This is a genomic window from Providencia sp. PROV267 (assembly GCF_028477825.1).
Classification (GTDB): domain Bacteria; phylum Pseudomonadota; class Gammaproteobacteria; order Enterobacterales; family Enterobacteriaceae; genus Providencia; species Providencia stuartii.
The window spans coordinates 54,959-76,327 of the sequence record NZ_JAMPLX010000019.1 but is presented as its reverse complement, the minus strand read 5'-3'; the positions used below and the strand labels follow the sequence as shown (position 1 = coordinate 76,327).

18 protein-coding genes are annotated in these 21,369 nt (G+C 41.0%); 10 read left to right on the top strand and 8 right to left on the bottom strand.

The window, feature by feature from the left end; all coding sequences use genetic code 11:
• Positions 1 to 62: 62 nt before the first annotated feature.
• Genes yidC through rpmH form a run of 4 tightly spaced genes read right to left on the bottom strand, consistent with a single transcriptional unit; the run spans position 63 to position 2,463 of the window.
• Entirely contained in the window at positions 63 to 1,712 is a 1,650-nt protein-coding gene (gene yidC / locus PR709_RS13270) for a membrane protein insertase YidC (protein WP_004924116.1), read from the bottom strand.
• A gap of 2 nt (positions 1,713 to 1,714) precedes the next feature.
• The gene (yidD, locus tag PR709_RS13265) at positions 1,715 to 1,975 is read right to left on the bottom strand and encodes a membrane protein insertion efficiency factor YidD (protein ID WP_014657163.1); all 261 of its coding nucleotides are present in this window, start codon (positions 1,973 to 1,975) and stop codon (positions 1,715 to 1,717) included.
• Positions 1,939 to 2,298: a ribonuclease P protein component gene (gene rnpA, locus PR709_RS13260; RefSeq protein WP_004924110.1), complete on the bottom strand. Its 360-nt coding sequence runs from the start codon at positions 2,296 to 2,298 to the stop codon at positions 1,939 to 1,941. The genes yidD and rnpA overlap by 37 nt, the downstream gene beginning before the upstream one ends.
• 21 nt (positions 2,299 to 2,319) lie before the next feature.
• Entirely contained in the window at positions 2,320 to 2,463 is a 144-nt protein-coding gene (rpmH, locus tag PR709_RS13255) for a 50S ribosomal protein L34 (protein WP_004906236.1), read from the bottom strand.
• Positions 2,464 to 3,159: 696 nt separating this feature from the next.
• Between rpmH and dnaA the strand changes: the two genes are divergently transcribed.
• The 5 genes from dnaA (at position 3,160) to PR709_RS13230 (ending at position 11,008) form a co-directional block, all read left to right on the top strand.
• A complete protein-coding gene (gene dnaA, locus PR709_RS13250; RefSeq protein ID WP_004924106.1) occupies positions 3,160 to 4,551 on the top strand; it encodes a chromosomal replication initiator protein DnaA in 1,392 nt (463 codons plus the stop codon).
• Positions 4,552 to 4,556: 5 nt separating this feature from the next.
• The gene (dnaN, locus tag PR709_RS13245) at positions 4,557 to 5,657 is read left to right on the top strand and encodes a DNA polymerase III subunit beta (RefSeq protein WP_004924103.1); all 1,101 of its coding nucleotides are present in this window, start codon (positions 4,557 to 4,559) and stop codon (positions 5,655 to 5,657) included.
• A 7-nt stretch (positions 5,658 to 5,664) separates the two neighbouring features.
• A complete protein-coding gene (gene recF / locus PR709_RS13240; protein WP_004924099.1) occupies positions 5,665 to 6,759 on the top strand; it encodes a DNA replication/repair protein RecF in 1,095 nt (364 codons plus the stop codon).
• Between the two features lie 18 nt (positions 6,760 to 6,777).
• Positions 6,778 to 9,192 carry a DNA topoisomerase (ATP-hydrolyzing) subunit B gene (gyrB, locus tag PR709_RS13235; protein WP_004924097.1) on the top strand — a complete coding sequence of 805 codons (2,415 nt, stop codon included), beginning with the start codon at positions 6,778 to 6,780 and terminating at the stop codon, positions 9,190 to 9,192.
• A gap of 226 nt (positions 9,193 to 9,418) precedes the next feature.
• Positions 9,419 to 11,008 (top strand): phosphoethanolamine transferase, encoded by a 1,590-nt coding sequence (locus PR709_RS13230; protein ID WP_004924094.1) that lies wholly within the window; start codon positions 9,419 to 9,421, stop codon positions 11,006 to 11,008.
• A gap of 40 nt (positions 11,009 to 11,048) precedes the next feature.
• Here PR709_RS13230 and PR709_RS13225 read toward each other — a convergent pair whose 3' ends face one another.
• On the bottom strand, positions 11,049 to 11,510 hold the full coding sequence (locus PR709_RS13225; protein WP_004924091.1) for a MarR family winged helix-turn-helix transcriptional regulator: 462 nt from the start codon (positions 11,508 to 11,510) through the stop codon (positions 11,049 to 11,051).
• 117 nt (positions 11,511 to 11,627) lie between these two features.
• Between PR709_RS13225 and PR709_RS13220 the strand changes: the two genes are divergently transcribed.
• Positions 11,628 to 13,448 carry an FUSC family protein gene (locus PR709_RS13220; protein ID WP_004924088.1) on the top strand — a complete coding sequence of 607 codons (1,821 nt, stop codon included), beginning with the start codon at positions 11,628 to 11,630 and terminating at the stop codon, positions 13,446 to 13,448.
• Positions 13,449 to 13,501: 53 nt separating this feature from the next.
• Here the strand turns inward: PR709_RS13220 and asd are convergent, their stop codons facing one another.
• The 3 genes from asd to PR709_RS13205 all read right to left on the bottom strand — a co-directional run bounded on the left by asd (position 13,502) and on the right by PR709_RS13205 (position 15,341).
• Positions 13,502 to 14,608: an aspartate-semialdehyde dehydrogenase gene (gene asd / locus PR709_RS13215; protein WP_004924086.1), complete on the bottom strand. Its 1,107-nt coding sequence runs from the start codon at positions 14,606 to 14,608 to the stop codon at positions 13,502 to 13,504.
• Positions 14,609 to 14,937: 329 nt separating this feature from the next.
• The gene (ykgO, locus tag PR709_RS13210) at positions 14,938 to 15,078 is read right to left on the bottom strand and encodes a type B 50S ribosomal protein L36 (RefSeq protein WP_004924078.1); all 141 of its coding nucleotides are present in this window, start codon (positions 15,076 to 15,078) and stop codon (positions 14,938 to 14,940) included.
• A gap of 2 nt (positions 15,079 to 15,080) precedes the next feature.
• Positions 15,081 to 15,341: a type B 50S ribosomal protein L31 gene (locus PR709_RS13205; RefSeq protein ID WP_014657159.1), complete on the bottom strand. Its 261-nt coding sequence runs from the start codon at positions 15,339 to 15,341 to the stop codon at positions 15,081 to 15,083.
• 239 nt (positions 15,342 to 15,580) lie between these two features.
• On the opposite strand from PR709_RS13205, the gene PR709_RS13200 reads away from it, so the two are divergent.
• The 4 genes from PR709_RS13200 to PR709_RS13185 all read left to right on the top strand — a co-directional run bounded on the left by PR709_RS13200 (position 15,581) and on the right by PR709_RS13185 (position 20,709).
• Complete coding sequence (locus PR709_RS13200) at positions 15,581 to 16,762, top strand: SGNH/GDSL hydrolase family protein (RefSeq protein ID WP_004924072.1); 1,182 nt, start codon at positions 15,581 to 15,583, stop codon at positions 16,760 to 16,762.
• A gap of 238 nt (positions 16,763 to 17,000) precedes the next feature.
• The gene (gene nagK, locus PR709_RS13195; protein WP_004924069.1) at positions 17,001 to 17,912 is read left to right on the top strand and encodes an N-acetylglucosamine kinase; all 912 of its coding nucleotides are present in this window, start codon (positions 17,001 to 17,003) and stop codon (positions 17,910 to 17,912) included.
• A 1,049-nt stretch (positions 17,913 to 18,961) separates the two neighbouring features.
• On the top strand, positions 18,962 to 20,035 hold the full coding sequence (locus PR709_RS13190; RefSeq protein ID WP_272570923.1) for an HBL/NHE enterotoxin family protein: 1,074 nt from the start codon (positions 18,962 to 18,964) through the stop codon (positions 20,033 to 20,035).
• A 71-nt stretch (positions 20,036 to 20,106) separates the two neighbouring features.
• On the top strand, positions 20,107 to 20,709 hold the full coding sequence (locus tag PR709_RS13185) for a hypothetical protein (RefSeq protein ID WP_004924062.1): 603 nt from the start codon (positions 20,107 to 20,109) through the stop codon (positions 20,707 to 20,709).
• Positions 20,710 to 21,369: the final 660 nt, after the last annotated feature.

The window sequence follows — 21,369 nt, the reverse complement described above, 5'->3', positions numbered from 1 at the left end:
TCATGAATGGCCGCCTTAATACTATATCCTGAAATAAGCTTCTTGCTTACCCAAGACCTCTATTATTTCTTCTCTTTTTTATCGCGGCTATGTAGACCACGTTTTTCCAGACCGCGGTAGATGATCTGCTGCTGGATAATGGTCACCAAGTTACTCACGATGTAGTACAGTACCAGACCAGAAGGGAACCACAGGAAGAAGATAGTAAAGACGACCGGCATATAGGTCATAATCTTCTGCTGCATAGGATCGGTTACGGCTGTTGGCGACATCTTCTGAATAACAAACATAGTCACACCCATCAACACTGGCAGGATGTAGTATGGGTCTTGTGCTGACAAGTCCTGAATCCAACCAAAGAATGGTGCATGACGTAGTTCAACAGAACCCATCAACATGTAATAAAGAGCAAGGAAGATTGGCATCTGGATAAGCAGCGGTAAACAACCACCTAGTGGGTTGACTTTCTCTGCTTTGTACAACGCCATCATTTCTTGGCTCATACGCTGTTTGTCATCACCAATACGCTCACGCATTGCCGCCAGTTTTGGTTGCAATAAACGCATTTTCGCCATTGAGGTGTACTGTGCTTTAGTCAGCGGGTACATAATACCACGGACGATAAAGGTAATGATGATGATAGCAATACCCCAGTTACCGACAAAACCGTGAATAAATTTCAACAGCTTGAACAGTGGCTGAGAGATAAACCATAACCAACCATAATCAACCGTTAAGTCTAAATGAGGTGCCACTTCAGCCATTTCTGACTGGATTTCAGGGCCTACCCATAGCGTCGATGAATAAGTACCAGCACCATTAGCAGCAATCGTTAATGGTTGGCTCTTATAACCGATAATCGCCTCTTTTTGACCAAGGTCGATGGTGTAGAACGTGCTATTTTCATTACTTGCAGGAACCCACGCGGTTGCAAAGTATTGTTGCAACATCGCCACCCAACCACCTTTAGTGGTGACATTGAGTTTTTTATCTTCGATATCACTAAAGCTATATTTTTTATAGTTAGATTCATCTGAAGAATAGGCTGCACCACGGTATGTATGTAATGCGAAGTTGCTGCTACCTGTATCACGTTCTTTTGGTAGTTGGATAGTTTGTTTTAACTGACCAAAGAAGGCAAGGTTCAAAGCTTGCGCTGTTGGGTTCTGAATATTGTATTCAACATCAACATTGTAGTGGCCGCGTTTCAACACATAGGTTTTTTGATAAACCACACCGTTTTTGTCGGTGAATGTCATCGGAACACGTAGCTCATCTTGGCCATCCGCAAGAATGAAACTTGATGATTCCACACTATAAACAGGGCGTTGACCATTGCTATTATCTGGGTTATCTGGGCCATGTTGGCCAATCAGACCACTTTGTGCCTGATAGATAAAATCGGGTGTAGTTTCCAGTAAACGGAAGGGACTTTCCGAATGAAGGGTTGCAGGATAGGCTAACAAGTCAGCCTCATCGATATCACCACCACGAGTATTGATGCGTAAATCTAACACATCCGTTTTCACTGTGATTAGCTTACCTTGCCCACTGCTTGTAACAGCTTGGGAATCACTGCTTGGCATATCTGTTTGTTGTGTCGTTTGGACAGTTTTTAGATCCTGAGCAGCTTTATCGCTTTCCCAGGCCTGCCATACTAAGAACGAAACAAATAGCAAAGCGATGAGTAGAAGATTGCGTTGCGAATCCATCGTTATAATTCTCTATTATCATCGTTTTTTTTAGGCGGAACAGGATCGTCTCCACCAGCGTGTAAAGGGTGGCATTTTAATACGCGTTTCGCCGTTAACCAACTACCTTTTAACATTCCAAACCTGCGCAATGCCTCAATTCCATAATTTGAACAAGTTGGATTGAAACGGCAACGAGGCCCTAACAGTGGGCTAATTGCCAATTGGTATCCCCTAATCAACCCAATCAGGAGTTTTGAGCCAAGCGACAGTGTCGACGCCATAATTTACCCAATGTTTCCGTTATTTGTTGATTATCGAGATTAGCAACCCCTTTTCTTACCAATACCACAAAATCCATGGGAGGCAACTCATGTTGATGCAAACGAAAATATTCACGGGCTAATCGCTTAATACGATTTCGCTCATGAGCTCGTTTAACATTTTTTTTGGCGATGGTGAGACCGATGCGGGGATGCCCCAGCTCGTTTAGGCGACCAAGGATTGTTATCTCTGGGGAACTCGCCCTCTGCGGCTGCTTAAAGACATTATCGAAGTGCCTGGGAGTTAACAAACGTAACTCCCGGGTAAAAGCGAGCGTAACCACTTGAATAGAGGGCTAGCTTTATTACTTAGATGAAACGGTCAGACGAGCGCGGCCTTTAGCACGACGGCGAGCCAGAACCTGACGACCATTTTTAGTGGCCATACGAGCACGGAAACCGTGTGAACGGTTGCGTTTCAGTACGGACGGTTGAAAAGTGCGTTTCATAACGATTTCTACCTAACTTTAAAATTTATTACTGATTCAGTAAACGCGTTGGCAACCAGTGGAAACTGATTTACACCTGTGCCTCTATCGCAACAATATAGAAAGAGGCAGGATTGTAATAAAACATAGGGGGTCACGTCAATGAAATGACGCAATCAAACCACTTTATTTATAGCCTGGCTGACAGGTTTGCTGACATATGCTGCAACAGCGAATGAAGCGCCATTTTCATAACTTACCTCGAAATGGTCTATCGTGAAAATCACTTCAATGCAGTACACAGGGTGGAAGATTATACGGACTCCGCCTCAAAGCGCAAGGATCATCGGCCGATCTAAAAATATTTTTTGATCCTTAGAGAAAATTTTTCATAAATCGTCTAAAGTTATCCCCAGCTTTGTGGAAAAATAGCAAATGATCGAGATCAAACAAGAGGGTTCTCCTCTAATCGCGATGTCTTACCACAATTACCTGTGGATAAAAAGCATAAAAACTGTGTAAAAGAATGAAGATCTCTTGCCAATTTTACGGTATGATCTCTGGTCACGTTTCTGATCTGAGGATCGGAAAAATACGATGAGTAAAAATGAATCACTTTGACTTCTCTGGCGCTTGCATAAAAAAGCGGCCAGTAAAAAATTCTTTGTTTAATCCGTACTTCTTTTGTTTCATTGATCTTGTTTAGGGGAGTCCACCGTGTCACTTTCGCTTTGGCAGCAATGTCTTGCCCGATTGCAGGATGAACTACCTGCCACAGAATTCAGTATGTGGATACGCCCTCTTCAAGCTGAATTAAACGATAATACACTGGCACTTTATGCCCCGAATCGTTTTGTCCTTGATTGGGTTAGAGATAAGTACATCAATAACATCAACGAGTTATTGAATGACTTTTGTGGTACTGATGCGCCAGCTCTGCGTTTTGAGGTGGGGAGCAAACCCATCACCGTTTCTCCTACCAATACTCAGGCTCGCCATACCCATGAAGCGCCAGCTATCGCCGTTCCGTCGGCGCCAGTGAAGCCAAGTTGGGATAACTCAACCAAAGCGCAACCTGATGTTGCCTATCGCTCCAATGTTAACCCCAAACACACCTTTGATAACTTTGTTGAAGGTAAATCAAACCAACTCGCTCGTGCTGCTGCGAGGCAAGTTGCCGAAAATCCAGGGGGAGCATACAACCCATTATTCCTTTATGGGGGAACGGGCTTAGGTAAAACACACTTATTACATGCTGTAGGCAACAGCATCATGCAGCACAAAGCCAATGCGCGTGTCGTATATATGCATTCTGAACGTTTTGTGCAAGATATGGTCAAAGCTTTACAAAACAATGCGATTGAAGAGTTTAAACGCTATTACCGCTCTGTTGATGCACTGCTGATTGATGATATCCAATTTTTTGCGAATAAAGAGCGTTCTCAAGAAGAGTTTTTCCATACCTTCAATGCGCTGTTGGAAGGCAACCAACAAATTATTTTGACTTCCGATCGCTACCCTAAAGAGATCAATGGGGTTGAAGATCGTTTAAAATCGCGTTTTGGTTGGGGTTTAACGGTGGCCATTGAACCACCTGAATTAGAAACCCGTGTAGCGATTTTGATGAAGAAAGCCGATGAAAATGAGATCCAGCTTCCGGGCGAGGTGGCTTTTTTTATCGCTAAACGCCTACGCTCCAATGTGCGTGAACTGGAAGGTGCGTTAAACCGTGTTATTGCCAATGCAAACTTTACTGGCCGCGCTATCACCATTGACTTTGTGCGTGAAGCGCTGCGAGATTTGCTAGCACTACAAGAAAAACTGGTAACTATCGATAACATTCAGAAAACTGTGGCTGAATATTACAAAATAAAAGTTGCGGATTTACTTTCTAAACGTCGTTCTCGCTCTGTCGCCCGTCCGCGCCAGATGGCGATGGCGTTGGCGAAGGAACTGACCAATCATAGTTTGCCTGAAATCGGGGATGCCTTTGGTGGCCGTGATCATACAACGGTATTGCATGCTTGCCGTAAAATTGAACAATTGCGGGAAGAAAGCCATGACATCAAAGAGGATTTTTCTAACTTAATCAGAACATTATCATCTTAATTGCTATGAAATTTACTATTGAACGCGAGCAGTTATTAAAACCGTTGCAACAGGTTAGTGGTCCATTAGGTGGGCGTCCAACGCTACCTATTTTAGGTAATCTTCTTTTACAAGTTAAAGAAGGCGCTTTGCTATTAACCGGAACCGACTTAGAAATGGAGATGATGGCCCATGTTCCTTTAACGCAGGAGCATGACGTTGGAGCAACCACCGTTCCAGCACGCAAGTTTTTTGATATCTGGCGTGGGCTTCCTGAAGGTTCTGAAATTCGTGTAGAACTCGATGATGACAGGCTGCTTGTTCGCTCAGGGCGTAGCCGTTTTTCACTATCGACATTACCAGCCACAGATTTCCCGAATTTAGATGATTGGCAAAGTGAGGTGGAGTTTTCGCTTCCACAGTCAATCCTCAAACGCTTAATCGAAGCCACTCAGTTTTCAATGGCTCATCAAGATGTCCGTTATTACCTCAACGGCATGCTATTTGAAACCGAAGGCCAGTTATTAAGAACCGTTTCAACCGATGGGCACCGCCTTGCTGTATGTGCGATGGATATCGGGCAAGATTTACCTTCACATTCGGTCATCGTGCCACGCAAAGGGGTCATTGAGTTAATGCGCCTCTTGGATGGCGGTGATACCCCTGTCCAATTGCAGATAGGCAGTAATAATATTCGTGCCCATGTGGGTGATTTTATTTTCACCTCAAAACTGGTTGATGGCAGGTTCCCTGATTATCGTCGTGTTCTGCCGAAAAACCCGGATAAGACATTAGAAGCTCGTTGTGATCTGCTCAAGCAAGCATTTTCACGCGCGGCCATCTTATCGAATGAAAAATTCCGTGGCGTTCGCTTATATTTCAGTGAAAATCAGTTACGCATTACGGCAAACAACCCAGAGCAAGAAGAAGCGGAAGAGATTGTTGATGTGAATTATCAGGGTACTGAAATGGAAATAGGCTTTAACGTTAGCTATATCCTTGATGTGCTCAATGCCCTGAAGAGTGAAAACGTCACTCTGTTTTTAACCGATGCTGTGTCGAGTGTTCAAATTGAAGACTCCGCAAGTAGCGCGGCTGTTTACGTTGTTATGCCAATGCGTTTGTAATCGTTTTATGATCCTTTCGCGTTTATTGATCCGCGATTTTCGTAACATTGAAGATGCCGATCTCGCTTTAGCTAATGGGTTCAATTTTTTAATTGGCCCCAATGGGAGCGGCAAAACCAGTGTGCTTGAAGCGATATACACCTTGGGACATGGTCGTGCTTTTCGTAGTATCCAAGCGAACCGCGTGATCCGTCACGAACAGGCTCAATTTATCCTACATGGGAAATTAGGCCATCTGGATGCATCGCGCAAAGCATTGTCGTTAGGGTTGAGTAAAAACCGTGAGGGTGACAGTAAAGTCAGAATTGATGGCACAGACGGTCATAAAATTGCAGAACTGGCAAAATTACTGCCAATGCAATTAATTACCCCAGAAGGGTTTACCTTACTAAACGGTGGCCCTAAGTATCGACGTGCATTTATCGACTGGGGCTGTTTTCATAACGAACCGTTGTTTTTTTCCGTTTGGTCAGACTTAAAACGGTTATTAAAGCAACGCAATGCTGCATTACGGCAGGTCAGTCGCTATGAACAAATACGCCATTGGGATCAGCAATTAGCTCCGCTTGCAGAGCAAATCAGCCAATGGCGTAGTGAATATATTGCAGGTATTGCGGAAAATATTGAGCAAACCTGCCAACAATTTTTGCCTGAATTTGTATTATCGGTCTCTTTTCAACGCGGTTGGGATAAAGAAATCGATTATTCAGAGCTATTAGAACGCCAATTTGAGCGTGATAAAATGTTAACCTATACCGCCTCTGGGCCACATAAAGCTGATTTGCGGATCAGGGCGAATGGAACCCCTGTGGAAGATATGCTTTCACGCGGTCAATTGAAACTTTTAATGTGCGCATTAAGGTTAGCGCAGGGTGAGTTTTTCACCCAACAGAGCGGGCAAAGATGCCTGTATCTACTGGATGATTTTGCCTCAGAACTTGATTCGGGACGCCGTCAATTATTGGCTGCTCGGCTTAAGGCTACGCAAGCTCAAGTGTTTGTTAGTGCAATAACACCTGAGCAAGTTAAAGACATGATTGATGTAAATAGCAAGATGTTTAGCGTAGAACATGGCAAAATAGAAGTTAAACCACAGGAATAAATATAGCGGGAAACGTTGATGTCGAATACATATGACTCCTCAAGTATCAAGGTATTAAAAGGGCTGGATGCCGTGCGTAAGCGCCCAGGCATGTATATCGGTGATACCGACGATGGTACAGGTCTTCATCACATGGTCTTCGAGGTTGTCGACAACGCTATCGACGAAGCCCTCGCCGGTTTTTGTGACGACATCGTGATCACAATCCATGCTGATAACTCAGTCTCTGTTCAAGATGATGGTCGTGGTATTCCAACAGGTATCCATGAGGAAGAAGGGGTATCAGCAGCAGAAGTTATCATGACGGTACTGCATGCGGGCGGGAAATTTGACGATAACTCCTATAAAGTCTCCGGCGGTCTACACGGAGTTGGGGTTTCTGTTGTTAACGCCTTATCCGAAAAATTAGAGCTCACTATCCGCCGTGATGGTAAAGTTCATGAACAAACTTATTGCCACGGTGAGCCACAAGGCCCACTAACTGTTGTTGGTGAAACCGATCAAACCGGAACTCGCGTCCGTTTTTGGCCAAGCTTAGACACCTTCAAAGGCGTCACTGAATTTGAATACGACGTTTTAGCTAAGCGTCTGCGCGAACTGTCATTCTTAAACTCTGGTGTCTCAATCAGACTGATTGATAAACGTGATGGCAAAGAAGACCATTTCCACTATGAAGGTGGGATTAAAGCGTTCGTTGAGTATTTAAGCCGCAATAAAACCCCAATTCACCCATCCGTATTCTACTTCTCAACTGAGAAAGATGGTATTGGTGTTGAAATCGCCATGCAGTGGAACGATGGCTTCCAAGAAAACGTTTATTGCTACACCAATAATATTCCACAGCGTGATGGGGGTACTCACCTTGCAGGCTTCCGTGCCTCAATGACACGTACACTCAACAACTACATGGATAAAGAAGGCTATCAGAAAAAAGCTAAAGTCAGTGCAACCGGTGACGATGCCCGTGAAGGCTTGATTGCAGTTATCTCTGTTAAGGTGCCTGATCCTAAGTTTTCATCACAAACAAAAGAAAAACTCGTTTCTTCTGAGGTGAAAACAGCCGTTGAAACCATGATGAATGAACGGTTTGTTGAGTATCTATTAGAGAACCCAACTGACGCAAAAATTGTTGTTGGTAAAATTATTGATGCAGCGCGTGCGCGTGAGGCAGCACGTAAAGCACGTGAAATGACTCGCCGTAAAGGCGCCTTAGATCTGGCGGGTTTGCCGGGCAAACTGGCAGACTGCCAAGAGCGCGACCCAGCACTTTCTGAACTCTACCTTGTGGAAGGGGACTCCGCGGGCGGCTCTGCAAAACAAGGCCGTAACCGCAAGAACCAAGCTATTTTGCCTCTAAAAGGTAAAATTCTTAACGTTGAGAAAGCGCGTTTCGATAAGATGCTCTCCTCACAAGAGGTCGCTACGTTGATCACCGCTTTAGGCTGCGGTATTGGGCGTGATGAATATAACCCAGATAAACTGCGTTATCACAGCATTATTATCATGACGGATGCTGACGTCGATGGTTCGCATATCCGTACGCTGTTATTGACCTTCTTCTATCGCCAAATGCCTGAAATTGTTGAGCGTGGTCATGTTTATATCGCTCAGCCTCCACTGTACAAAGTGAAAAAAGGTAAGCAAGAGCAATACATCAAAGATGATGATGCGATGGATGAGTATCTCATTTCTATTGCACTTGATGGAGCCGCGCTACATCTAAGTGCTGATGCACCGGCGATGAAAGGCGAAGAGCTAGAAAAACTGGTTGTTGAATACAATGCTGCACACAAGATCATTCGTCGTCTTGAGCGTCTCTATCCGCAAGCATTACTGAATAGCTTGGTGTATCACTCTACCTTGACGGAAGAAGCACTGAAAAGCAGTGAACAAGTCGAAGAGTGGACTAAAGGCTTAGTTCAACGCTTAGAAGACAATGAGCAGCTTGGTAGTACTTACAGCTATACCATCAAGGAAAATCGCGAACGTCAGCTATTTGAACCGACCATTCGTATCCGTACTCATGGCGTCGATACTGACTACAATCTCGACTTTGATTTTGTTCACGGTAGCGAATACCGCCGCATCACCCATTTAGGTGACATGATTGCCGACCTAATTGAAGAAGGTGCTTATATCGAACGTGGTGAACGCCGCCAGAATATCAAAAACTTCGAGGAAGCGCTGGCGTGGTTAAGCCGTGAGTCGCGTCGTGGCCTATCGGTACAACGTTATAAAGGTCTTGGTGAGATGAACCCTGAGCAACTTTGGGAAACCACTATGAACCCTGATACACGTCGTATGATGCGCGTCACCGTAAAAGATGCTATCGCAACCGACTTGCTGTTCACCACTTTGATGGGTGATGCCGTTGAACCTCGTCGTGCTTTTATCGAAGAGAATGCTCTGAAAGCGGCAAATATTGATATCTAATTTGCGGCGAGAAAAAACCGTTATCAGCTTGAAAACCCTGTGTGAAAACATAGGGTTTTCTTTTATCCATGACTTAACATAACGCTAGTTTACAGTTTTTTACCCCTTGTATATTGATTAAACTCTCTTTTTTTATGTTATAAACGCTTAATACATACCTAATTAACTTAATTAAAAATAATACCCAATTAAATCTTTAAATTAGATATAACCAATCATTATCACTATGCGTTTATTTATCACTTTAATTTACTTTTTGCTGATTTCCGCTATACCCGCACTATTGGGTGGTGATATTAGTTTACTTTCCAAGCTCGCGATCACCGTAACGGGCGCATTAGTTATGTTGCTTTGTGCGGGGATCTACCGCACGCTGGCTGGGAAAATCATCACGGTATTTGTTACCTTTTTATGGGCGCTCAACCTCTCCGTTTCATTTTTCTTTTATCAAAAACACGATATCCGCTTTTCCTCGTCGATTGCCGAAACATTTATCAACACCAATAGCAGTGAAACTGTAGGCATGCTCTCCTACAACAAATACTATGTTCTATTTTATATTATTGTTTTCGCTGTTTATTTTTTGAGTATTCGTCAAGGTGCTAAATACCTCAATCGCAAAGTCACTTGGGCAAGCTTGGGGGTATTTTGTGGTTATCTTGTGTTGATCCCAACCTATTATTCCGCGTTATTCGCGAAACAAGATAGCTATCTACTTTTAGGGGAACAATATCTCTCTCACACCCCTTTTTATAACGCGTCTGCACTGATCAGAAATTTATATGAAAATAGAGGCATTCGGAAGATATCCAGTTATACTGTTCAATATCAATACGATAAAAAAGAAACTGCTGCCGATGTTTATGTCTTGATCATTGGCGAATCGGTACGCCGAGACCACCTAAGCCTTTATGGTTATCAATACGATACAACACCCAATTTAAACCGCCGTAAACCACAAATGCTGCTGTTTAATCAGGCCTATTCGCCTGCACCAGTCACCATCCTATCGGTGCCAGTGTCTCTCTCAAACATTAGCTTTTCACAGATGCAGGATAAGCAGCACTATGCTGATAACATTATTGCCTTAGCTAACCATGCGGGCTTTGATACCTATTGGATCAGCAATCAAGGTAAAACCAATAAAAAAACCAGCGTTATCTCCACCATTGCTAGCATGGCAAAACACAAGAAATGGAATGAGTTTGTCGGTTACGATGAAGAGATTTTAGACTATTTCGACCAAGCCATTAGCGATGATCCGCAGAATGGGAAAAAGAAAAAACTGATTGTATTACATACCTATGGTAGTCATGAACCATCCTGTAATCGCTTCCCTGAAGACCAATACCAAGAATTTAGCAAGCAAGAGGATGATAACTGTTATGATAGTTCGATTGCCTATACCGATAAATTTATCGATAAGATCTTGCAAAAATTAGATGGTAAGGCTGCAACCGTCATGTATTTTTCTGATCATGCCTTACAGCGATTAGACAGTGACCGTAACATTCACTACCACCATGGTGTCAATAGCCCACGCAAAGAGGCCTATGAAATTCCCCTGTTTATATGGTACAGCCAGAGTGCGTCCAAACCTGTATTGAACGAAACCGCCCTCAATCAGCCCTATTCTACCGCGAATAATTATTGGCTAATGAGTGATTGGTTAGGAATACAACAGCGCTCCTCTAAAGCCTGTTTATCTCCACTACGCGAGTGCTATCAGCCACAGAAAACGATCACCATGATTGATGGTAATCGAAACTTATTGGAGCTCAATACGCTCCCCTCAGAACAGACATCACCACAATAATCAGGCAATGGCTCGCTCTAAAATCATTGGAGCGAGTGCATCACTCTTGGTTATCCGTAAACCGTTCAGGGAAATCTTTAATAGAAATATCAACGGCATTCTTTGCCAGACTGTCAAGAAAACCAAATAGTTGCTCAGCGTCTTGTTCCGTTAAATCTGCCGCCAAGTAATCATTCCACTTATTTAATTTATCATTCAGCTCCTCAACAATTTGCTCCCCAACCGCCGTTAGCGAGATATGGTAAGCACGCTTGTCAATTAAGCTACTCTTCTTCTCGACCCATCCTTGCTCAAGGAATTTACTGATCCCGCGCGTTGTCACCGACTTATCAATCACCATTGCACGCGAGATTTGCTCAAGCGTCGATTCATCATATTGCTGAATATGAAGTAACATCAAACACTCAATCGCATTGATCCCATAAGGCTCCCCCATCCATTTCATATAGCGATGGGCTGCACGGCTAATTATCCCAAAAACACGCGCTTGGTCTGTCCGCATAAATACCCCATTAGTTGATTTTATCAACTAATTAGTTAATAATCTGTTATCCATTTAGTTGATAATATCAACTAATCTTACTATTCACACGCAGATATTACCCATATTCAATACTTTATGTCACAAAATAATGCTTTGTTGCAGCGTTTAGGTTTTAATTCAGATCGCTTACGCTTTGCCACAATCACTGCTTGCGCCTCAATTATTGCGCTGTTTGTTGCTCAATATTTTCAGCTTGTCCATCCACAATGGGCAGCGATGACTGTGTGGGCATCTGCTCAGCCTTGGCGTGAAAACTTACTCGAAAAGAGTTGGTGGCGTTTTGCCGGTACTGTCAGTGGCGTACTCGCTGGGGTACTACTCATCTACCTGCATTTTATCCACCCGCTACTGTTTATCTTTGGGCTTGCCATATGGCTAGGGGCGTGTAGCGGTATTGGGCAACTCCAAAAAGGATTTGTGGCTTATGGTACGTTACTCGCAGGTTATTCTGCCGTGATGGTAAGCATGCTTAGCGTACATGACTCAAACAATATCTTTTTGGTGGCTTGGGATAGGCTATGGACTATCTTGGTCGGCGTTCTCTCTGCTGTGATTTTTAATTATCTATTCACGCCAAAGCGAGACCAAGCACCTATAACTGTTTTAAAAAACCAGATAAATCAACAGTTTTATACTATTTTACATCGAGCCTTACATAAGAAAGAAGCGATTAAACCAGATGATATTCATCATCTCTGGCAGCAAATCGCAAGCTATGATGAGCAGTTAGAAGCAAACCGTATTGGTTGGCGCTACCATCGAAAACAGGTGACTCAAGCACGGCAACGATTAATTGCCCAAAGCCAAATATTACTGCATTTAACGCAATTTAAATCGATTGCCGCATTCCCCTTTCCAGACCAAGAGCCGTCAGAAAGAGAGTGGAAACACTTATTATCACTTTGCCCAAATGGCCCCTTAAAAAATCTTTTGGTCACGCTCTATTACGCAATTAAAGGCACCTCGATAAAGCGTGAAAGCCGAGTCGATAAGCTCAAATTACATCAAGACAAGATTTCGGCATGGCATGCATTTTCGCGGTCATTTATCACCATTGGTGTGGTTGGGGTGCTTTGGCTATTAACACAATGGCAGACACTGGCTTATCTCACTTTAGGCCTTTCAGTGATGCTAACCATATTTGCTTCATTTGATTACCCCGATAAGTTCATGAAAAATGTTTTCACGGGGCAATTTTTGGGGGCTATTGCCGCCTTAATTTGCAGTTGGTGCCTGTGGCCTTTTGCAAGCTCATCATGGCAAATGACCTTGTTAATTATCCCTGTCATCATTAGCGGCATCATTATTTTTGCTCATAGCCAATTAATATTTATTGCTTTTGATTACATAATGGTTTCACTGATCTTACTGCAACCTAGCTACCCATTTTCAATTTCTTTTACAACCAGTGTGGGGAATGCGATTGCGATTGTCTGTGGACCTCTTGTGGCTATGATTGCCTTTATGTGGATTTATCCAACTAACCCCCAAAAACGTTACCAACATCTGCTTCAACTGGCTGATCAACAATTTAAGCAAGGGGTTGCACAGCTTATTCAAGGCCATAAACCATCAACAACGCGCCTAATGCATCGTTTATTAAATGGGTTAATACTTGCCAAAAAAAGCGAGCAGTCTTTCTCTGCTACACTTGATTTCTTCGAGGTAAGGCAAGGTATCTGGTTGATTTTAGTTATACTGCATAAACAATTTATGCATCAACCCTCAAAAAAACGCGCCCTAAATGCATTAGTTTTTCGCTTACAACACGACAAAATCGATGCAAACAAGCTAGAGCGAATCATTCAGCGATTAAGTAATAACCACGATAATCCAAAGAGGCTAATGCTATTACAGGACTATTTGAACAGACTGACGGAGCAGAAAAGAAGATAAAAAACTGCACCTCCACGTTGGATGTGAGGTGCAGATTAATATGTCTATATGGCTTATAGTAGGATGTTTAGCATACGACGTAGTGGCTCGGCAGCACCCCACAACAGTTGGTCACCGACGGTGAAGGCAGACAGATATTCTGGCCCCATATTCAGTTTACGCAGGCGGCCCACAGGGGTACTCAATGTGCCAGTCACCGCAGCAGGTGTCAGCTCACGCATGGTGATTTCACGATCATTCGGGACGACTTTCACCCATTCATTGTGAGAAGCCAGCAACTGTTCAACTTCATTGAGCGGGATATCTTTTTTCAGTTTTAATGTGAATGCTTGGCTATGGCAACGTAATGCACCAATACGTACACATAAACCATCAACAGGGATAATATTACTACCTGTTGCCAAAATTTTGTTAGTTTCCGCTTGGCCCTTCCACTCTTCACGGCTTTGGCCATTTTCTAGCGCTTTATCAATCCATGGGATCAGACTGCCTGCCAAAGGTACCCCGAACGCATCGGTTGGCATGGTGCCGCTACGAGTAAAGTCGGTCACTTTTTTCTCAATATCTAAAATGGCCGATGCAGGATCTTGTAGCTCTTTAGCCACTTGATTATGTAATGCACCCATTTGCATTAATAGTTCACGCATATTGCGCGCGCCAGCCCCTGAAGCTGCCTGATATGTTGCGACAGAAGCCCATTCAACGAGGTTATTGGTAAACAAGCCGCCTAGCGACATTAGCATCAAACTGACCGTACAGTTACCACCAACGAAGGTCTTAATGCCTTTATTCAGTCCATCTTGGATATGTTGTTGGTTGACGGGGTCGAGAATGATGATCGCATCATCTTTCATACGTAAGGCTGATGCCGCATCAATCCAATAGCCTTCCCAGCCTGATGCACGTAATTTAGGGTAAATATCATTCGTATAATCACCGCCTTGGCAACTAATAATGATATCTAGCGCTTTTAATGCATCGATGTCATTCGCATCTTGCAGCGTTCCGCGATGCCCACCATAAGTTGGCGCTTCAGCGCCATGTTGCGAGGTGGTAAAAAATACAGGATGAATTGCATTAAAATCACCTTCTTCTACCATTCTCTGCATCAAAACTGAACCGACCATGCCTCGCCAGCCGATAAATCCTACATTTTTCATTATGTTCACCCTGTCTGTTTAAAATTCTCCCCCCGAATAAATGCTCTGCTCCATCCGAAAACAGGTTTTGCTCTCAGCAGAAACAAAAAATTTATTGGGTACATTAAAGCTGACAAAATATGAACCAGTGTGCAAGTGAATTTATTCACTAATAGTAAGAAGATTAGAAATGTGCCTAATGATCCCCCTATCTTGGCGCTTATACCCTACGCGCAAAAGGCTAAACGTAGAGGGGCTAATGAAAAAAAACCATCGCGACACAGGACTGCCGCGATGGCGCAGGAAAACTGAAGTCAAGAAAATCAATCACTAACAGTTCCTAGATAAGCTTAACGTTTCTTTCTACAACCCTGTACCGCCTTAAAACGTGGATTCGTTTTGCAAATCACATAAACACGACCACGCCGACGAACGACTTGGCAATCAGGGTGGCGCTGTTTAGCGGTTTTTAATGAACTCAAGACGTTCACGTTTATTTCTCCTCTTTTGATAGGAAGCGAGCAAAACGTTTCTGGAACTGCGCGGTTTTCCCTTCTTGTGAAATCATTTTTTGTTTACCGGTATAAAACGGGTGTGACTGTGAAGAGACATCCAAAGTGACATATGGAAAGCGTTCACCTTCAAACTCTATTGTTTTTTCCGTTTTAATCGTTGAACCAACTTTAAAATAAGCATCAGCACTGGTGTCGTGAAACACGACAGTTCGATATTGAGGATGGATCCCAGATTTCATCATAACGCCTCTAGTTGTTATGTTATAATATAACAATATACACTTTTAAATAGCGATGCAATCCTTTTATTGAAAAGGAACACTAAAAAATTATTAAATATTTGTTTTTATTGTGGAAATGAATGTTTTTGCTATAAAACGTACTGATTTTATAGGGAGCTATAATCTTTATTTGATATTTAGACCAACTATTAGTTGATAGTTTTATTAATCATCAAAACAACTAATAGAGTAAATCAATGAACGTAGAATCAATTACTTCTCAGCATACTGTCGCTAAACAGATAAAACCTTCTTTCACTGACACGCTACTAGGTTCGATTAAGAGTATACAAAATAAGATAAAATCTTCTGCCCCCAAAGTACATGCCACACTCAGTGGTGAAAAGAAAATAGAAAGCAGGATCCCCGGCAAAATGTTCCAATTGGCTATGGAGTACCAAGAGGCCTTTCCGCCACACCACAACGTGCATACTTCAAGCCTAGATAGCCTTTTATCAATGGAAAATGACCCAAAAAAACCCATTATTGATTATTTTGACAGAGTCATTGTGATTGGTGATAGCTTGTCTGACTCAGAAAAGAGGATGTATCACAAGTCAAAAGGGCTTATCCCCCGCTCCTCTCAATACTATAAAGGTAAGTTTACTAATGGCAGCGTATGGACCGAATTTCTGACAATGCCAAGCATCATGCAAAGCGTGGCATTCCATAAAGGGATATCTCACGACCCGAAAGTGACGCTTATTAATAGGGCGGAAGGTGGGGCACCTTGTGCATCTTATTCAACGTCATCCCCTAAATTTAGGTTTCTCTCTAATATGGAAAAACAGATAAAAGGGTTAAATTTTACCGAAAAGGATTTAGTCATTGTTTTTATCGGTGCCAATGATTATCTCACTTATCATAAAACAGACGTGAATTTCGTCGTTTTGAGTCAAAAAAAATCAATTGAGAAGATGGTGCAAAAAGGCGCTAGGCAAATTTTAGTCATGGGGATACCCGACCTTTCTCAAACCCCTTACGCCAAAAAGGTCGCAGAGAAAAAACCCAAATACCGGCAGGAAATGCAACGTATTTCTATTGAACATAATCATAAACTTAGACAACTCGTTGAGCTTATGAATTTACAGCAACCTTGTCGGATCATGTTCTTTGATGTCAATAACACCATGGATAACATTATGAATGTCGTCAATAACATAAATGCCAGAAAGCCGGGATCTTATGAGGTAAACAAGGCTTTTTCACATGGGTACATCTTCGGGAACGCCCCCTTAGAAATCGACCCTCACTATGTATTTGTTGATGAGGTACATCCAACCCAAGAAATCCATCATATTATTGCGATGGAATTGCATCATTTTATTTATAAAAACTTTAATCCACAGAACAAATCAATATTAATCAGCGAACCTTAAACCGTCTAAAAAAACAACAGGAGGCTCGTTTGTCCATACAACTAGCCTCTTATTGCCCTCCCTACACTTCCACGGCAAAATCTGCGCTTTCTTTAACATGAACAAAAACAATGTCTAGCAGCAAAGCCGCATTATCTGACTAAAAACTTTTATATAATCAGCCTCAAACGCTACCATTTATGACTTATCAAAGTGATACTAAGCGTATTAGATAATTGTCACCATTAAGGAGATACCTATGTATTACGGCTTTGATATGGGCGGTACAAAAATTGAACTTGCTGTGTTTGATGAATCACTCAACCCCATTTGGCAAAAACGCGTACCAACACCAAAAGATGATTATCAAGCTCTCCTTAATGCTTTTCGTCATCTTACTGAAGAAGCTGATACTCAATTTAACGGTCAAGGAAAGGTGGGAGTTGGCATACCCGGTATTGTCAACCACGAGAAAGGAACGGTATTTACTACAAATGTACCCGCCGCTAAATATCAGCCTTTGGTCTATGACTTAGCCGATACCTTACAACGCCCAGTCAAAGTAGAGAACGATGCTAACTGTTTTGCGCTTTCAGAAGCTTGGGCGCCTGAGTTTAAAAATTACCCAACGGTACTTGGTCTGATATTAGGCACTGGCGTTGGTGGCGGCTTTGTCACCCACGGTAAAGTCCTTCCCGGTAAAAATGGCATTGCTGGCGAAATTGGTCATATGAATGTGACCTTACAGGGCGCTCGTTTACTTGGAAACCAAGTTCCGGAAGTCATGTGCGGTTGTGGTAAACCTGCTTGCTTTGAAACCTATTTGTCCGGCCCAGGTTTTGAACGCATCTATACCTCATTTACAGGTGAACAAAAATCAGCGATTGAAATTATCCAGCTTTACTACCAAGGCGACCGCAATGCAAAACAGCATGTTGAGCGCTATATCGATTTATTAGGGATGTTTTTAGGTCAAGTATTGACCATACTAGACCCTGATTTAGTGGTGATTGGTGGCGGATTATCGCAATTTGATGGTATTTACCAACTTCTGCCTGATGTTTTGCCTCAGTATTTGTATGGTATCGCGAATCTCCCTGCCATTGAAAAAGCACGATATGGTGACTCCGGTGGTGCAAGAGGTGCTGCGTGTTTAAACTTACTTGATTAATTCTATTTAAATTTTTTCATACTAAAAAACTGAAGCAGCGCTAAATACACCGTGTCTCTTTTCGTTGTTTCAGTTTTTCGTTGTTTCAGTTTTTAAATAGTGAGATCGGGAACCAAAACACCGTAAAACGCCCCATATTAATGGCCAAAAAGAGATTCGCCAATTCACATCTGGCATGACTATTTTTAGCATCCCCTCGACAAACACCCCCAGTCTATCAATAGACAGATAGATTTATTGAACGCCAATTAATGGCAATAGCCTATTCTTTATCAAATGATTATTGTCACTGTTAAAAACGGTGTTTTTATTTTTTATCAAAGCTCAACTTATTAATGCTACATATTGTTTTTATTGATATTTTTATTTACCAGTGTCAATAAGAAAATCTTCAATTAATGATTAAATTCATTTAACTTAAGGTTCAAAAATAAATTAAACATACGGTTAATTATAATATAGCCTCCCTTTTAACCAGTCAGAAATTATCTTAAATAATCGAATAACATCATAAGCATTCGCAATTTAACTAAGTGAAAACAGTCCATCATATTAACGAAGCTGGTGAGCTATCATCAACATATAAGGGTAAGCTGTCTAACTATTAGACAATGAAATAGGACTAGCGACATGCCTATTTTTTATTAGTTGATTGATTAAATCACTTTACCATCGCTTACTAGTTGTGAACTATAAATACGACAAAATAATAATAAAGACATTATAATTGATTTTTTGCCAACTTCATCACAAAAAAATAATTATGATTCATGATTAAATTAAATCATGAACTATATGTTCACATATTGCTAGGAGTCATTAAATTTATTAGTCGCCTTAGCAGACCTTATCGGTTATCAGATAAGCCAGTCTTTTAAACTCTAAACGCATAATATCACTTATCAGATATTTTTAAAATATCAATTGATGTAGTGGCTGTGATTATCATGGCAAAAGATAACTCCGATATTACTAAACAATCTCTCTATTTCATATGATTAATTAAATCGTATGAAATAAAGCATCGCATTACATTAATGAGGTATATCATGGATTTTAATCAATCTCCTTTAGCTATAAATAGTGCAAACAAAAAACAATCTAGTTTTGATTTGATTGTACAAAGTAGTTGTCGTTCCGTTATGCAACAGCCATTAGTGAATTTCACTAATAATCCGTCATTAATTAGCTTACAGCAAGATGTCAATTCTGCATTAGGCACAGCAAAAGAAAATGCAAAATATTATCTTGATACGATACAACCAATGATAATTAGGAATATTTCCAGCATTAGTGCTTACTATACAATTCATAATTCAATATCATCCCAAGTTCCGGCGGGAAAAAGTATTTCTGATTGGCTAAATATTTTAGGTGCGATTAGAGATCAATCAAACAAATATGCAAGTGAGGCGAATGTAACTAGCACACTCTTATCACAATTTAGCCATAAGCTAGATAATAGTGTAGCGAGTTTCTATGATGTTGTTGATAGATTAAACACCGCGATACTAGGTGATAACGGTGCGCTGTCTCAAAATAGAAATAATATACTCAATATACAAACACAAATAGCTGCTGATCAAGCCGGTATAACGATTAGTGCTTTAGGTATTGCTGGAGGGTTCTTTTCTATTATTGTGGGGGCTGTGGGTTCCCTCGTTACCGGAGGGGCGGCAGTAAGCATGGTGATTGGAGGGGCGGTGGCAATAGCAACAGGTCTTGCTGGTGTTATAGGTGCGGTACTTAAACTTCAGGGTGACCTTAGATTGAAAGAGAAGTTATTAATTGAAGATGCTAATTTGAAAAATGAGGTTAGAGTCGCTCAAGCATGTTCAACGGGAAATGCGCAACTGGCAACTTGTATATCACAAGCAGCTCAAGCTTCACTTGAAATGTCAAATGCATGGCAGTTTCTCTCTAATGATATAGATAACCTTATTAGTGACCTAAATATGGGAATTATCAATACGGATAATGTTAGAGAATTATTCTTATCTAGTGCTAATAACCAAGTTAAAATCGTATTAAAAGATACTGATACAATTAAATCGCAAATGAGTGGTGTTGAATATGTCATCAACCCTAAAAAGTTAACTTATGATTTAATTAATGTTAATTAAAAATCAGCACTAAAAATAGCATAGGAAGTTAATAACATGAAGTAAAATTAACTCAATCATAAGGTGAAGGTATGAACATTTTAAATTATAAAAGCCTAATGTTTAATTATCTTGGTATATTAAGCAAGTATAATAATTCGCAATGGAACTTGCCCTTTTATGCCCAGAAAATAATCATCGCAATTAATAATTCAATGCTTGTATGCGAGAAAGTTATTGAGGCTTCATCAGCTCAAATCCAAAATTGGATTAATGAACTTAAATCAATATCCAATTTTATAAATATGAATGACATATCTAGTTGTCGTGAAGCATTCTCTAAAATGCAACTTGATTCATCTAATGTCATTAATGATATATCGTTACAAATAAGTGTCCTGCAAGACTGTGTTAGTACTATAGAAGACGTCATGTCAACATCTCAAATTTTCTATGGTGATCCGGAAATTAACGCATTAAATGAATTTAAAAATGACGTAATTGGTTTTTTTAATATTGAAATGAACTTTCAAGTATATCTACTTGTAATATTATCGGATTGCAAAGCGCTAAATAATCTCTTTAGCATAAGTATACAACCATACAACTATGAACAATATAATTCGATGTTAGTTGTTAAGGTACAAACCGAAGCCTCATTTGTAAAAGTAAAGGAATTAAGATTGTCACTTTAGGATATAGGGATTAAAGGCGCTTATTGCAAAAAGTGCATTGGTGTGACGTTATTGCTCATTATTTAGGAAAATAACCATGTCACTGAATGATTTTAAATGGAAGTATTTTGCTCCCTCTATCACCCTTTGTGTATACGTAGCTATGATTCAATATCTCTGAGCTATGCCGATGTTAGTGATATTTTGGCTGAACGAGGAATTTTTCATCATTCAGCCACTTATTGCTATTTTATCGAATAGACTCCGATAAAATATGTCAAATATATCAAGCAAACCTAACTCAGTTATGGCGTAATGACGCGTACGTATCTGTAAACTATTTTCATAATGCTAGTTAAGTTAAAGGTCACAAATTGTAGGTAAAAATTGCAATGCCTGGTGTGAATTGACGAATATCTAGCTGACCATGGAAATGGGCTGCTTTACTGTGTTTTTGAATCTATAGCACGCCTTTAATCTCATTTTTTTCTTTTATTAATAACCATTTTATTGTTTATCACTAGAAAAAGATAATTTAAAAAATAATATTTTTATATTGATGCATTTTTCAGAGTTTTTTAATTCTACGGTTTCAATAAGTTATAACATAATCTTACATATTGCTGTTATGATTCATTATCTTTTATTAACAATTAATGGCAAAATAACTCCTATCTAGCC